The organism is Gordonibacter sp. An230, from assembly GCF_002159915.1.
Classification (GTDB): domain Bacteria; phylum Actinomycetota; class Coriobacteriia; order Coriobacteriales; family Eggerthellaceae; genus Rubneribacter.
Window position 1 is genome coordinate 143,073 of sequence record NZ_NFJP01000002.1, and the last position, 14,848, is coordinate 157,920.

Here is a 14,848-nt window from a genome sequence, read left to right on the forward strand (position 1 = left end):
TAATCGGCACCAGCGTAGGACAGGGCAGCAGCACCGCGCGGTACGAGGACGAACCGTTGCGCAGCGGAAACGAGGCGGTCGGACGGGCGAAAGGGGCTCATATGATGATTTAGCCACCATGAATGCATTAAATGTGCAAAATATGGTATAATTTCTGCATAAGATTTGATGTGAGGAGGAATGCCATGGTCATGCCCTTGCCCGCCATCAGACCCATCAGTGACCTGCGAACCGACCTGGCCGGCATCTGCGACGAAGCCCGCGAGACCCAGCAGCCCATTTTCATGACGAAGAACGGGAAGGCGTCCCTCGTGGTCATGGACTGCGTCGCCTACGAGCGGCAGCGCCAACATGACCGCTACGTCATGAAGTTGCGCGAAGCCGAGATCGAGGCCCGCTACCGGCCCGAAACCGTGTCGCAAGCCCAGCTCGACGAGCGCATGGACAAGATGTTCGCGCTGTGGGACGCGTGATGACGACCTTGAAGCCCGTATATCGCCCCCGTGCCAGCTATGATATCGAATCCGTCGTTGCGTACATCGGCCATGTCCTTGATTCGCCTAACGCCGCACGGGCTTGGTACGAACAGATGAAGGGCGCGGTATCTCTCCTATGCCAGAATCCCGACCTTGGCCGGCCTTTCGAGGACGACCGGCTCGCGCTCAAGGACCGCCGCAGCTTCCTCGTGGGCAAGTACCGGTTGTTCTACTCGTACTCCGCAGACACGCTCACCGTGTGGCGCGTCGTGCACACTTCGCAAGACATGGACGACTACGCCCTCGTCGACCTCGTCGATTGAGCGCGCGCCAGCCGCGATTTCTCCCGTCAGGGGAATTGGCGTCATAGTATACTGGCAGCAGATAATCACGCGTTGGGATTTCGAGCAGAAAGCGCAGGACAAGGCTTTGAACCTCTACATCGACACGCGGGGCGCAGGGCCCCGTCCGGTCACGTTCACGGAAGCCGTCGTCGACGGGTTGGCGGCGGGCGGCGGGCTGTACGTGCCCGAGCGCATCCCGGAGCTTACGCTGGAGGACATCGCGGCGCTGGCGCAGCTGCCCTACGCTCAGCGCGCGGCGCGCATCTACCGGGCGTTCGACACCGACCTGCCTGCCGAGACCGTCGAAGCGCTCATGGCCCAGGCCTACGGCGACAACTTCGACGACGAGCGCATCTGCCCCATCACGTCGCTCACAGCCGACACCCACGTGCTGGAACTGTGGCACGGCCCCACGAGCGCGTTCAAGGACATGGCGCTGCAGTGCCTGCCCCGGTTCTTCTCCGCAAGCGCCGCCCAGCTGCGCGAGCAGGGCAAGCTCGACCACGACTTCCTCATCCTCGTGGCCACGTCGGGCGACACCGGCAAAGCCGCGCTCGAGGGCTTCCGCGACGTGGACGGCGTGTCCATCGGCGTTATGTACCCCGACGGGGGCGTAAGCGACATCCAGTTCAAGCAGATGGCCACGCAGCGCGGGCGCAACGTGCAGGTGTGGGGCGTGCGCGGCAACTTCGACGACTGTCAGACCGGCGCGAAGAACGTGTTCGGCGACGAGGCGTTCGCGGAAAAGCTTCTGGCCGAGCACGGTGTGGCGCTGTCGAGCGCGAACTCCATCAACTGGGGGCGTCTCATGCCCCAGATCGTGTACTACGTGTCGGCCTACACGCAGCTGGCAGCCGACGGCAAGCTCTCGCTGGGCGACGAGCTGGACGTATGCGTGCCCACCGGCAACTTCGGCAACATCCTGGCCGCCTACTACGCCAAGCGCATGGGCGTGCCGCTGGGCATGCTGTACTGCGCCAGCAACGAGAACCGCGTGCTCACCGACTTCATCAACACCGGCACCTACGACATCTCCGAGCGCCCCTTCGTGCTGACGCCCTCCCCCTCGATGGACATCCTCGTGTCGTCGAACCTGGAGCGCCAGCTGTTCGAGCTGACGGGACGCGACGCCGAGGCCATCGCCGGCTGGATGTCCGACCTGCACGAGCAGCGCCGCTTCCGCGTGGACGAGGGCACGTTCGCCCGCGTGAGGGAGCAGTTCGCGTCCGATTCCATCGACAACGCCACGTGCCTGGACACCATCAAGCACGTGTTCGACGAGCATGATTACCTGCTGGACCCGCACACGGCCGTGGCCTACCAGACCGCCGAGAACCTCCGGGGCGAGAACCCCGTGCTCATCGTGAGCACGGCCCATTGGGCCAAGTTCGGCGACAACGTGTACCGCGCGCTGCACGGGCTTGAGCCGGGTGCCGCGCTGCCCGCCGACGTGGCCGCTTTGTCCGGCTGCGCGCTGAACGAGCTCATCGCGCAGGAGACGGGCAAGCACGACATCCCCCGCGGCCTAGCCGAGCTCGACGCGCTGCCCATCCGCTTCGACGAGGTGATCGAGGGCGGCACGGACAACATCGAGGCGGCGGTGGAGAGCTTCCTCGCCCATCATCCGAACGCCTAAGACAACACGCCAGTCCGCCGCAAAACGGGAAGGAAACGAACCCATGAGCGAACTCGAGAAGCTGAAACCGACCATCAAGCTCTCCATCATGAACCCGGATGCGGAAAGCGGGTCGCTGTTCGGCCGCGGCATCGCAAGCCTGTGTTTGGGCGTGCGCGAATCCGGCTCGCTCAACGCGGCCGCCAAGGGCATGGGCATGGCCTACAGCAAGGCCTGGCGTATCATCAAGGACACGGAAGCCGCCCTCGGCGTGCAATTGCTCAACCGCGACGGCGCGCACGGCAGCCAACTCACCGAAGCGGGCGATCAGCTTCTTGACGCCTACCTCGCCATCGAAGAGAGGCTGCAGGAGAAAGCCGAGGAGCTTTTCGGTCAGCTGCTGAAATAGCGCGCCCTCAAAGCAAAAAAACGCAAGCAGCCCTCCTCCGTCGACGACGGAGGAGGGCTGCCGCACGAGAGGGCCCGCGCAGACCGCGCGAAACGCCTATCCCCTCCTATGCGCAGACCGGCTGCGAGCCCTCAGCCCCGCGAGGACCCCGATCCCAGCGGCCGCGACTGCAAGAACCCCGAAAGCCGCCCGCACACCAGACAGGGAGTCTCCCGTTTCGGGAAGGACGCGCACGTCGCCTTCCGGATCGACGTGATCGCCTTCGGCATGCCCCAGATCGTCCGTGGGAGCGAAGAAACCTTCGAGCTCCCATGCCGCTGTGTAAACGCTGTCGCCCATCGTCAGATAAACCGTTTCGGCAGTCACCTCGCCGCCTGCGGCATCGCGCCATCCTTTGAAGCGGTATCCTTCGCGGACAGGCACGGGGAGCTCGCCAACGGGCTGACCGTAGGACACCACAAGGCTCTCCGTTGCAAGCTCGCCGCCTGCGGCATCGAACGTGATGAGGTAGTCAGCGGAAACGTTGACCGCAAATCGAGTGTCCCCGAAGCGGACGCTGGTCGTCCCCGGGGCGACCGCGGAGAACGAGACGCAGGACGTGGGCACGACTTTCGCAACATGCGAAGGAGCCGACGAGTCGGCGCTGGGATGAAGCACGCACCACGTGCCGTCACTCATCTGCGAGGCCACGAGATAGGATCCGTCCAGCACCTCGTCAACGCCGCCGAGCCGCACATACCCGGAAATCTCGGAGTCGGCGCCCTCCGCAAGCTCGGCAGCGGTCGCAGCCCGGAAAAGCGAGAACGAGCAGCCTTCCTCGAAACCGGCAGTTCGATCCACGCGATCGAACGTTCCCGCTTTTTCGGCGGTCGCGTCAACCCAGAAGTACAGGTAGCTAGAACCGCCATAAAGGTAGAACGTCCCTTCGGTCGCGCCCGGCGTGAGGGAGAGAGGCGTCTCGTCTGTCGAAGAGGGGCAGCCGACGCTCGCGCCCGGAGCAAGGAAAACCACTTCGCCGCCACGTGCGACCGCAGAGGCCACGTAGCCCCCTCCAACGCGCTTGAAGGAGTACTCGCTCTCAGACAACGGCGCCGTCCCCCCATCGGTCTCCCCCGATGCCCCGACGAGGATCGAGACCGTGGCGATGCGCTCATCGAGCGCGCTCGCATCGGCATTCGAGAGATCCCCCGGAACGGAGAACGAGGCCCTCTCGTTCTCGCCGAGCTTGAGGTCGACCGCCTCCACCCTGCCCGTCACCGTAATAGAGTATCGATGGGATCCTACGATGAGCGAAGTACGCCCGGGGCTCACGCCGTTGACGACGAGATCCATCGTTCCGTTTTGAAACGAAACCTCGTAGGTCGCCACGGATTCATCGAACATGGAATCGTCGACAACAGGAGGCTCGTCGCCTTGAAACTCCATCTGCGCTGTCGCCGTTCCGTCCATGTCGACGGAGATATCCTGCTCATGATAGGCCTTGACGGACACGTCGTAGAGCACATCGCCCGCGCGAACGGAAGTCTCCCCCTCGCCAACACCAGTGAAGGAGAGGATCGTGGACGCCGTCGAGCCGGCAACGACCCGGGCCGCTTGCGATCGCTTGCTCTCCTGCGCCGTCGTGGGATACAGCACGTACCGCTCGCCATCGGCCGCTTCGGCCACTATGAGATAGCGGCCCTCGAGCGAGGAGAGCTCCTTCACGCGCACGTAACCGGGAATTTCCTCGCTCGAGCCTTCCTCCTCTGAAGCCGGGCGGTAGAGCGCAAGCGAGCAGTTCGTCTTCCAAACAAGATTGTCACCGAGGTCGTTCACCCGGTCCATCTGGCATGCGTCCTTGTCGAAGTACACGTAGCTCCCCGAAACACCCCGAAGGTACACCGTATCCTCGAGGAATCCCGGCGACACCTCGATTCCCTCCGGCCCTTCGCCGCTATTGGGATACCCGGCCTCTTTCGCACGCGACGGAGCGAGCCAAAGCGGGGATCCGGCCTCGTCCGTCGCGCTCACGACATAGGCTCCGTCCTCGTTCGCCACGAACGTGTAAAGGGCGCTCGAGAGGGGTCTCAGCTCTCCCGTGAAGCCGGATCCGCTCGCAAGGCGAACCTGCGGCGCACCAGCCTCCCCCCGCTCGAGATCGAGCGTCGCCACGTTCGAGTCGAGCGCGCTGATGTCGGCGCCCGTGTGATCGCCCGTGTAGTCGAAGAGCGTCACGGTCTCGCCGCGCACCAGGTCGACGCTCTCGATAGCAACGTCCACATCCGTCGCATCGCACACCAGGTCGTCCCACGGGAACACCGAGAACTTCTCGGTTCCCGGACTGTCCTCGTACAGCAGCGCCATCGACCCGTCGGAAAGCTCGGCAAGGCACGAGTAGGCGTAATATGCGCCGTCCTCCACCACGTTGAAACGATACTGCCAGGTCGTTGTCCCGTCCTGCTCAACGAGGCCCACGTATATCTTCCCGCTCGCTCGGTCACTCGACCCGGAGGCGGCCATGGACACCACGACGGCGTCTTTCCCGTCAACCTTGCCGGGGCACTTGACGACGGAAAGCTGGTTGTTCTGGGTTTTTGGGACGCCGGTGTTCACCGGCTCGCCCGGCTCCCACGCCCCATCCTGGCTCTTGGTGAAGTCGGTGTAGTACAGCGTCGGGAATCCATCGCGATAGAATTGACGGATCGTGTCGTCGTCGATTTGGACGGTCACCGCCTCGCTTGACCAATGATCGGGGTACGCCGTGGCGTCGTCGGAGCGCTCCCACGTCCTTCCCCCGTCTTCGGACCATATGATTCCCGCCACCTGTTTGCCGTAAGAATACTCGTACACGCTGTAGACGAGGGTGCCGTCCTCGAGCACCGTCCCCGAACCAGGGCCGATGAGCAAGGTCTGCTCGTCGGAGTCCTTCGCATTGATGAGCGTGGGTTCAGACCACGTCTTTCCACCGTCGGATGAGCTGGTGAGATAGAGGTAGTTGGTGGGATAGACCATGAACGGAGAATCCGCGCAGAACAGGTTGGTGTCCGTACCGTCGTCGCCTATGATGTTGAAGAACTCGTCGACCTCATAGCCTTCGACCGCCGATCCTCCATCGACGCTGTAAATGACGAGGTCGGACAAATCGAGATAGTAGGCGTACTCCGCCGAAGCGGCTTGGGAGCTGTAGGAGTCGTTGCCGGGATCGAACTCCACCAAATCCGCGGCCCTCAGCCTCAGATTGCCATTGTCGTCGAAAGCGTCGCCCGCCTGAGGGCTCCATCGGGCAGAATTGAGCGCGATCCCCGCCGGGAAAAGATCCACCACCATGTAGACGGTGTTTCCATCCGTGGCAAGCGCCGGGTCGATAAAGCAGGTGGACAGCGAGTTCCACACATCGCCGTTGTCCCCCAAATAGTTCGCAAACGTGTAGTTCCACGTCGAGCCTTTGTCGGTCGACGAGCTCACGATGGTGTCGAGACCTCCCCCATCGCCGGTGGTGTTCCAACGAGCATCCGTTGCGGCAACGATGGTGCCGTCGTCGAGCGATGCGAGAGCGGGAATACGGAATTCCGAGCTGCCCCCTGTTCCCCGGGCGAACGGCTGGCCCTGGGTCGCTCCGTCAGGCGGCCCCCCGTCGCGAGCGAGCGCCGCAGCCGGAAGGCACAACATCATCGAAGCCACCAATGCCGCGGCGCACACCGCTTTCCTCAAAACGCGCATGGGTCCTCCTCTGCCCTCGATGCCCTATCCCAAACTAGACGCGCGCCATAATATCACATCTGGATCGTCATCCATGCGCCGCCCGCGCGCCCTTCCTACGGCGCGCTTTCAGGACATCGCGCCCCCCTCTTCCCCCTCCCGAAGAGCGATCAGGCCCCCCTTCTCATCGGGCGCGAAGGTACCAGACGGCAAGCTGGGTGCGGTTCTTGAGATCGAGCTTCTGGAGGATGACGCTCATATGATTGCGAACGGTGCCTTCGCTCAGGTAGAGGCGCGCGGCGATCTCGCGATTGTCGAGGCCTTCGGCGACAAGCTCCACGATGGCGCGCTCGCGCTCGGTGAGCGCGACGAGAGCGGACGAGGCGGGCGCGGAGGCGGTAGGCGATGCGGGTTTCGCGCGCACAAGCGCATCCACCCGCTCGATCACTTCCTCGCCCAGCACGCTTTGGCCGGCCATGACCGATCTCAGCGCCGGCGCGATGGTAGCCACCTCCTGCTTGATGAGGTAACCGTGCACGCCAAGCCGCAGGGCGCGCGCGATGTACTCGTCATCGGAAAACGTGGTGAGGAACACGATACGCGCATCGCCGTGCGCAGACAGGATGCGTTCGGCTGCCTCGAGCCCGCCCGCACCTGGCATCTGGATATCCATGAGCAGCACATCGGGCACATGCTCGTCGAACAGCGCCGCGGCCTCCTCCCCGGTGCCGCCAAGGGCGACCACCTCCACATCCTCTTGAGCTTCGAGGATGGTGCGCAGCGACAGGCGCACGATCGGGTCGTCGTCAACGATGATCGTCCTAATCATTGCGTTTTTCCTCCTTCGGCACGATGGCGAACACGCGAAATCCCTTGCCCGCCCGATGCTCGGCGCGCAGCCGACCGCCTAGGGCCGCAACGCGCTCCTCCATCGACTTCAACCCAAGGCCGCCCTCCCCCGTCAACGGCGCAGCCGCCGTCGTGCCCGTCGAAGACGGCCCCGTCGACCGTTCCTCCCCGCTTCCCTTCCCCACCGCCGCGGACGCAGCACCCGCCGAGCCGTTGTCCTGCACGACAAGCTGGTAGAACGCCGGATATTCGATCACCGATACGTCCACACGCGTAGCATCGCTGTGACGCACGACGTTGGAAAGCGCCTCCCGCGCAAGCGCGACGAAGCAGTACGCCACTGGCACCGGCACGTCGCGCGCGTCGAAGGACAGACGCGCACCGGGCAGCCCGCAGGCCTCGACGACGCTTTCGAGGCGGGAGCGCAGATCGAACGCATCGTCGTGCAGGTCGTGGACGCTTTTGCGCACGGTGTCCATGGCCTCATGGAGCGTCGCTCCCACCTGGGCCAGGTCGGCGCGCGCCCGCTCGTCTTCGGCGTGGACGACTTGGAGCGCCTCCACTTGCAGCACCGACCGCGTGAGCAGATGCCCCACGTTGTCGTGGATCTCGCGGGCAATGCGGGCGCGCTCGGCGAGCGTGGCAAGGCGCACCTCGTAATCGTGCGAGGCCATGAGGTCGCGGTTCTTCCGCGCAAGCGACAACGACCGCTCTTGCAGACTGTCGCGAAGCGCGCGAGAGCGGGCACGCTCCCCTTCCGCCCGCCTTTCGCGCCACGCCATGAGGCATGCGGCGACGCAAAGCGCAAGCAGCAGGGCGGCCAGCGGCATGCCGAGCGAGCGAGCCGACGCAGCCAGCGGCACGATCCACGCCGAACGTGCGAGCCGGGAGCGCTCGAAGCCCAGCGCATACGCGACGAGCGGCAGAAACGACGCGAACGAGAACAGCGCGCACGCCGCCGCAAGGTAGGCGCCCGCCGCCGCGATCCGCACGGACGCCGACGACGCCACGTCGAGGCAGCACGTCGCCGCCACAGCCGCCAAAAACGCGACAACATGCGCGTCCGAAGGCGGCGCGAACGGCAAGGACGCCAGGCAAAGCGCCGCGAGGACGATCTGATCGATAGCGCGCTCTCTGTTCATGATGCCAGTATAGCCCTCCGGACGGGCCGACGGCGCGGCGTGCGGGGCGATCATGAGCGGCGGCGTTCGTAACCGTGACAAATGTCATCCCCTCGCCCCAATCTATGACGGCTGGCACTTCCGCGACGATCGCAGATCGGGCACTATGGACGCTGAATCGAGAAACCGCGCATGATCGAGCGCGGCGAAACCGCAAGAGAAAGCGCGCAAGCGACGGGGGTGGCGAAGTTGGAGAAGGCGACGAAGGCGGGGCGGGATGCGGCGGCGGGCGATGCCCGAGCGAAGGCCGCGCCGCAAACGGCAAACGGGCCGCACGCGTCCAAAGCAGCGGGCAGCTCGCGCGAAGGCCGATGCGTCGTGGCCGTCGACGGGCTGGTGAAGCGCTACGGGGAGGTGCTCGCGCTCGACCACTTCAGCCTGCACATAGAGCAAGGAGAGGTGTTCGGGCTTCTCGGGCCGAACGGATCGGGCAAGACCACGGCCATCAACTGCATACTGCAGCTGCTCACGTTCGACAAAGGGACGATCAAGCTGTTCGGCGAGCCCATGCGGCCTTCGCGCTACGACTTGAAGCGGCGCATCGGCGTCGTGCCGCAGAACGTGGCCGTGTTCGAAGAGCTGACGGTGCGCGAGAACATCGACTACTTCTGCGCGCTGTACGTGAGCGACCGTGCGCAGAGGCGCGATCTGGTGGACGAGGCCGTGGCATTCGCAGGTTTGGAAGGCTACGAGCGGTTCCGACCGCGAAAGCTGTCGGGCGGGCTTCTGCGCCGCCTGAACATCGCCTGCGGCATAGCGCACAAGCCCGAGCTCGTGTTCTTCGACGAGCCCACCGTGGCGGTCGACCCCCAGAGCAGAAACGCCATCCTCGAGGGCATCCGTCAAATGAACCGCGCCGGGTCCACCGTGGTGTACACGAGCCACTACATGGAGGAGGTCGAGGAGATATGCACGCGCCTCATGATCATGGATCGGGGACAGGCGCTTGCGACCGGGACGAATGCCGAGCTCAAAGCCATGGTCGATGCCGGGGAGAAGATCCAGGTGGACGTACCGGAGCTCTCCGGCGCGGCGCTTGAGCGTCTCAGAGCGCTGCCGCACGTGAGGCGCGCTCTCTACCGGGACGGCGTGCTCGAGCTGGTCTGCGCGAACGGCACGCACAACCTGGGAGACGTGCTGGCCGTGCTGCAGGCCTTCGGCACCGCGTTCGGACGCGTGTGGGCCGAGCCGCCCACGCTCAACGACGTGTTTCTGGAGATCACCGGAACGGAGCTGCGGGACTAAGAACCCCGCCGCTTCGTCTGAGCGCGCAGCGGGCCGACGCCCGACCCGCTGCGACGCTTCGATTCGCCGCAGTGCGCAGCCGTGCGCTTCGCACGCGAGGGCGGACGCGAAAGCGGCAGCCCGGGGCGCGCGGCAGCCCTCCTCGGCTTTCATCAGCCGGCACGGCCCATGCGATTGGAAGGTGGCAGCATGATCAACGTGTTCAAGGGAACGCTTCTGGCGCTGATGCGGGAGCGATCCGTCTTCATCTGGGTGCTCGCGTTTCCGCTCGTCCTCTCGACGATGTTCGCGTTCATGTTCGCGCACCTCGACGACGCGGCCCAGCTCAAACCCGTCCGCGTGGCCGTCGTGGCCGATGCGCGCTACGAAGACGCGCCAGGGCTCGCCGAGATGATCGACGCGCTGTCGGAGCCGGGGGACGGCCAGCTGCTCGACGTCGCGCGCGTGGAGAGCGAGGATGCGGCCATCGAGCTCATGCGCGCCACCGATGCCGGCTCGTCGGCACCGGACGGCGGGTCGAACGAGGGCGTCGTGGGTTACGTGGCGGTGGATGCCGACGGGGTGCCGGGAGTGCACGTACGCGGCGGCGCGCTGCCCGACTCCGTAGACAGCGCGAACCAGTCCGTTCTCAAGACGGTCGTCGACAACTACCTGAGCAGCCGCGCGCTCATCGAAGACGTGGCGAACGAGGATCCGGCGGCCCTTGCCGACGCGCGTTTCGTCGCCCAGCTGCTGGATGCGCCCGATTCCACGGAGAGGATCGACGTCACGCGCAACCCGCCGAAGGAGACGGTGCGCTACTATTTCGCGCTTTTGGGCATGGCGGCGCTGTTCGGCAGCCAAACGGGCATGATCGCCATCTGCCGCGCGCAGCCGAACCTGAGCGCGCTCGGCGCGCGTCGGGCCTTGGGAGCGACGAGCCGTACGAAGACGCTCGTCGCCACGCTCGGGGCGAGCTGGGCGCTGTCGTTTGCCTGCCTTGCCGTGGCCTACGCCTACATCCGCATTGCGGCTGGCGTGGATTTCGGAGGCCGCGACGGAGCGTGCCTTGTCGCGCTGGCAGCCTCGTCGCTTCTCGCGACGGCACTGGGAACGCTCGTGGGAAGCGCGACGAAGGTCGACGAGGGCATCAAAGGCGGGGTGCTCAGCGGTATCGTGTGCGTATCCTCGCTGTTCGCCGGACTGTACGGGCAGCCCGTCATGGAGCTGGCCGACGATCTGAGCACGGCGTTTCCGGCGCTTGAGCTTGTCAACCCCGCCACGCAGATAGCGCAGACGCTCTACAGCATCATGTACTACGACACCTTCCAGCGCACGTTCGAGCACGTGCTCGTCTTGCTGGCCACGACAGCCGTGCTGCTCGCCGTGTCCTTGGTCCTTGTCAGGAGGCAGCGTTATGCAAGTCTTTAAAGCAGCGGTCGCAATCGTGCTTCGACACCCTCTCTACCTGCTCGTGTACGCCGTCGTGCTCAGCCTCTTGGGCGTGCTCATGGCGAGCAGCCTTTCGTTCGGAGAGGGCGACAGCGCTCCGTTTGCGGAGTACCGGGCGAAATTCTCCGTTATCGACCGCGACGGCAGCGACCTTTCCCGGGGACTGGCGGACTGCCTGGGCGAGCACGGGATCGAGACGCCGCTGGACGATGCCGAGATCGCCCTGCAGGACGCCGTGGCCAAAGGAAGCGTCTCGTACGTCCTCATCGTGCCGGAGGGGTTCGGGCAGACCGTACTCGACGCCGCGCGCGCAGACGGCGACGCACCCGTGCTCGAGACGGTGTACAGCTACTCGTCGCTTGAAGGCAGCCTCCTAGACCAAAAGGCCAATGAGTACGTGGGGCTCGCCCGCGCCTATGCGGCGCTCGTCCCCGACGCATCGTTGGCCGACGTCGCCGCGCATGCTGGCGACGCGACGGGCGCGTCGGCGCCGGTGGACACCGTGCAGCTTGGCAGCGGATCGGGAAGCGCGCAGCGCTTCGTGTTCTATTTCAGCTGGGGCACCTACACACTGTTCGCCTCCATCGTCGTGTGCGTGGGATTGCTCATGGGAACGCTCAACCGCACCGACCTCAGACGGCGCAACCTCGTGTCGCCCCTGCCCACGACCAGATGCAACCTGCAAATCGCAGCTGCGGCGCTTGCGGTGACCGCGGGAGTGTGGCTGTGGACCGTGGTGCTGGGGTTCATCGCGTTCGGCGATGCCGCGGCGCAAATCAGCGCCGCGGGGCTTGCGCTCATGTTGGCGCTGTCGTTCGCCTTCGCCACCGTCCCGCTGTCGGCGGGATACCTGCTCGGGCAGATGGGGGCAAGCGAGACGATCGGCAACGCCGTCGGCAACATCGCGGGCATGGCGGTGTCGTTCTTGGGCGGCGTATGGGTTTCCTTCGACGCGATGGACCCCGCCGTACAGGCGGTCGGGCGCTTCTCGCCCGCCTTCTGGTACACCGACGCGCTGCAGAAGGCGGCCGCGCTCGAGGCTCCCACGCCCGAAACGCTCGCGCCGATCTTCGGCGATATGGGCGTGCTCTTGCTGTTCACGTTCGCCCTCTTCGCCGTCGCGCTCGTGACGAGCCGGTTGCGCGTGCAAGGCGCCGACGCCGGCGGCAATGCGGCTGCGGCAGGCGCTCGAAGGTAGCGCGAGGGGGTCTGCGAGCATGCCGCGACGCGCGGTCCTCGGCCATGCGCCGGCGCGCAAGCACGGCCTGCCGGCGCGCGATGACGTGCGGTCTTCGGTCGAGCATGGACGAGAAGCGCTCCGCTCTCTGCAAAGCCACCGCCGGCAGAGAGCAGGCCGGCGTCGACGAAGGCCGCGCAGCACCGTCGCACGCGGCCCGGCGACGACGTGGAAGCCTTGGCGCAAAGAAGCCGTCTGCGCGCAGTATCGGTGATGCCCAGATCCGAACAGCGCAGGAGCCTTCCTGCGCTGTTCGCAAGGGCGCATGCAGACGGATACGCCACCCAGCAGCTGCGGGAAAAGGAAAGGGCATCGGCGCTTCGCACGCACGAAAACCGCGAAAAAACGCGAGGGGAGCGCGCTTGGAATCTCGGCGTTTGCACAGATACCGCACCATGAATAGACCTTTTCACGAGAGCTCGATCCCGTCGTAGGCGGGCGTGCGCCAAAGCAGGTACGCCTCCGTGTTGCGCACGAGGCGAGCCATGCGCTGCGCGACGCCCTCGGCCGCCGCAGTCGCGTAGGCCCCGGGATCGCACAACGCCGTCCTCACACGGCCGCGCTCCTCGAACCAAGCGGGGGCACCGCGCTCGAAGGAGACGCGCTCGCCGAAGCGCAGCGTGCACCCGCCTGGCAGCACGTCCTCTTCTCGAAGGGGGATCGAAAGGCCCTCGTCGAGGAAGTACGCGCGGTCGTCGCGCAGCAAGCACGAAGCGTCGGCTTGGGCGTAGGCAAGCGTCACCCGGTTGTAGGCGTGCAGATCGAGCGGCTCCGAGACGATGGCACCGTCTTCGAAACGCACCGAGCAGCCGACGTCCGCAAACCACCCTTCCACGCCCGCGCAACCCTCCTTCTCGGCAGCGGCCCATGCCTCCCGCGGCACGGAGAACGCCTCGTCCCGCCCCGCTTCGACCTCGTAGCAGGGCCGAGCCTCTCCATCCACGAAAAAACGGACGGCGACCCCTTTTCGGACAACGTCCGCGAACGCCGCCGCCTCTCCCCGGTAGGGCGTCTCGCGAAAGCGCGCGTACGCCGTGACCACGCACGTGAGGCGCGAGCCCTCGTCGGCTTCGGTCACGCGGTACGCCGCCTCGTCGCCGGGACCTTGCACGAGCTCGCCTCGTGAGCCCGGCCCGCCACGGTACCAGGCGTAGCGATACGTCATACCCGACGTGCCCGGATAGTTGTACGGATAGCACGTGGCATCGGGATCGGTCGGGCTCAGCTCGCCCCCCGCCTCCAGGTCCCCTTCGATTGCGAAAGCCCCCTCGAAGCGCGGTCCGAACACCACTTCCTCGATGCGCATGTGACGGCTGTGAACCGTCCAATCGCCGTAGGGGTTCCACTGGCGGAAGTTCGCTCCGTCGGCCTGGGCGTCACCCTCCAGATCGAGCGCGCACCCACTGCACTCGAACACGAGCATATGGTAACCATCGCCGAAATCGTGCAGGTACAATGACTGGGCGGCTCCCCCGTTCGGCGTCCACAGATGCACGTTGTCGCCATCGAACCAGTCCCCGCCCTGCACATCGAGGTATAGCGCCGAAGCGCCGGCGTGGACGGGCACGAGGCTCGTCCTCCCCTGGGGGCTTTCCGCGACGATCCAGTTCTGGTTCGTCGTATGCGTGTCTCGCCAACCAACGACGTTCGACCCCGCCTCGACGCCGCCTCCGCTCGCATCCATGAGAAGGTGCTCGGCCGAACGCGGCCGCACGGTGATGATCCTCCCCCGCCAGCTCGCGTCGTCGTTGAGCACATGGGCGGGGATGATCTGGGACGCTTCCGCCGTCGTATCGATGCCGTAGGCGCTGTCGGGCGAATCGCACCATGCCCGAACGCCAGCCCACGCTTGCCAATCGCCCGACGCGCGGGCCACCCGCAACGTGTCGGTGACATAAGGGCCGTGGTAGTTCGAGTTGTCGTACGTCGTGTCGTAGAAGCCGCTCTTGGAGGCGAGCCAGCCCGACTCGTCCCGGATGAACGAGTCAACGTGGGTGTCGGGATAGTCGGTGAACCAGGTGGGATTCCACACCCCTCCGTTGGCGTAGTAGGACGTCACCGATATCTCGAGGAACAGCTCGGTCATGCGACCAACCGTCGCGTTGCAGCTCACCGACAACCACACCTTGCCGTCGTCCGAATAACCCCACCCCCCGTCGTAGCCGAAATGATTGCCAGGCGCCGCAACCGACCCTATCGCGCCCCATCCGCCGCCGCCCACGCCGCCCCAAGCGGCCTTCGTGCCGACAAGCCACGACAACCCGGCAGCCGTCCCTGCCGCAAGGAACGCCCGTCGGCTCACCGTCGCGCGGGCTCTCAAACGCCGCGCATCTCCCGAGCCCCTGCCTTCGGCGCATCCGCAGCCGCCTCCGTCCCTCTCCAT

11 protein-coding genes are annotated in these 14,848 nt (G+C 65.6%); 7 read left to right on the top strand and 4 right to left on the bottom strand.

All coding sequences use genetic code 11. The annotated features are described in order from the left end of the window. The first annotated feature begins 185 nt into the window (after positions 1–185). The 4 genes from B5F40_RS01875 (at position 186) to B5F40_RS01890 (ending at position 2,844) form a co-directional block, all read left to right on the top strand. Positions 186–473 (top strand): type II toxin-antitoxin system prevent-host-death family antitoxin, encoded by a 288-nt coding sequence (locus B5F40_RS01875; RefSeq protein WP_087192685.1) that lies wholly within the window; start codon positions 186–188, stop codon positions 471–473. Continuing rightward, a complete protein-coding gene (locus B5F40_RS01880) occupies positions 473–799 on the top strand; it encodes a type II toxin-antitoxin system RelE/ParE family toxin (RefSeq protein WP_140396383.1) in 327 nt (108 codons plus the stop codon). The genes B5F40_RS01875 and B5F40_RS01880 overlap by 1 nt, the downstream gene beginning before the upstream one ends. A 106-nt stretch (positions 800–905) precedes the next feature. Further along, a complete protein-coding gene (gene thrC / locus B5F40_RS01885; protein WP_239442849.1) occupies positions 906–2,456 on the top strand; it encodes a threonine synthase in 1,551 nt (516 codons plus the stop codon). A gap of 43 nt (positions 2,457–2,499) precedes the next feature. Then, the gene (locus tag B5F40_RS01890; protein WP_087192687.1) at positions 2,500–2,844 is read left to right on the top strand and encodes a winged helix-turn-helix domain-containing protein; all 345 of its coding nucleotides are present in this window, start codon (positions 2,500–2,502) and stop codon (positions 2,842–2,844) included. A 96-nt stretch (positions 2,845–2,940) separates the two neighbouring features. Here B5F40_RS01890 and B5F40_RS01895 read toward each other — a convergent pair whose 3' ends face one another. The 3 genes from B5F40_RS01895 to B5F40_RS01905 form a co-directional block, all read right to left on the bottom strand. Continuing rightward, on the bottom strand, positions 2,941–6,543 hold the full coding sequence (locus B5F40_RS01895; protein WP_087192688.1) for an exo-alpha-sialidase: 3,603 nt from the start codon (positions 6,541–6,543) through the stop codon (positions 2,941–2,943). 163 nt (positions 6,544–6,706) lie between these two features. Then, on the bottom strand, positions 6,707–7,351 hold the full coding sequence (locus B5F40_RS01900) for a response regulator (protein WP_087192689.1): 645 nt from the start codon (positions 7,349–7,351) through the stop codon (positions 6,707–6,709). Then, positions 7,344–8,594 (bottom strand): sensor histidine kinase, encoded by a 1,251-nt coding sequence (locus tag B5F40_RS01905; RefSeq protein ID WP_239442850.1) that lies wholly within the window; start codon positions 8,592–8,594, stop codon positions 7,344–7,346. The genes B5F40_RS01900 and B5F40_RS01905 overlap by 8 nt, the downstream gene beginning before the upstream one ends. A gap of 138 nt (positions 8,595–8,732) precedes the next feature. On the opposite strand from B5F40_RS01905, the gene B5F40_RS01910 reads away from it, so the two are divergent. From B5F40_RS01910 to B5F40_RS01920, 3 genes are all read left to right on the top strand, one after another. After that, positions 8,733–9,797, top strand: coding sequence for an ATP-binding cassette domain-containing protein (locus B5F40_RS01910; protein ID WP_446718586.1), 1,065 nt, complete (start codon positions 8,733–8,735; stop codon positions 9,795–9,797). 189 nt (positions 9,798–9,986) lie between these two features. Next, positions 9,987–11,207, top strand: coding sequence for an ABC transporter permease (locus tag B5F40_RS01915; RefSeq protein ID WP_087192690.1), 1,221 nt, complete (start codon positions 9,987–9,989; stop codon positions 11,205–11,207). A 16-nt stretch (positions 11,208–11,223) separates the two neighbouring features. After that, positions 11,224–12,426, top strand: coding sequence for an ABC transporter permease (locus B5F40_RS01920; protein ID WP_239442851.1), 1,203 nt, complete (start codon positions 11,224–11,226; stop codon positions 12,424–12,426). Between the two features lie 448 nt (positions 12,427–12,874). Here B5F40_RS01920 and B5F40_RS01925 read toward each other — a convergent pair whose 3' ends face one another. Beyond that, entirely contained in the window at positions 12,875–14,848 is a 1,974-nt protein-coding gene (locus tag B5F40_RS01925; protein WP_162610860.1) for an RICIN domain-containing protein, read from the bottom strand.